The 255-nt window shown below is 46.3% G+C and carries 1 protein-coding gene; it reads left to right on the top strand.

The window, feature by feature from the left end; translation table 11 throughout:
- On the top strand, nucleotides 1-255 hold a 255-nt coding region (locus V6E90_RS21725), incomplete at both ends, for a hypothetical protein (RefSeq protein ID WP_332606438.1).

The following is a 255-nucleotide window of genomic DNA, read 5'->3' as shown; positions in this document are numbered from 1 at the left end:
CAGCGGTATCAGGTCAAGCGGCAACCGAAGATCAATTGGCAGCAGTTGATGGCAAGTTGGGTACATTAGACGATGCAGCAGTTAAATATGACGATGCAACGACTAAAGACAAGATCACGCTTGCAGGCGCTGGTGGAACCACGATTACCAACGTTAAAGCGGGTGCTGTAAATGCAGCATCAACAGATGCAGTGAATGGCAGTCAATTATTCAATACTGCGAACAATGTGAAAAATCTTGTTGGTGGCAACACGA

Source organism: Acinetobacter sp. ESBL14 (assembly GCF_036668815.1).
Classification (GTDB): domain Bacteria; phylum Pseudomonadota; class Gammaproteobacteria; order Pseudomonadales; family Moraxellaceae; genus Acinetobacter; species Acinetobacter gyllenbergii.
The sequence above is the reverse complement of the archived record's forward strand: the minus strand, read 5'-3'. Positions and strand labels throughout refer to the sequence as shown.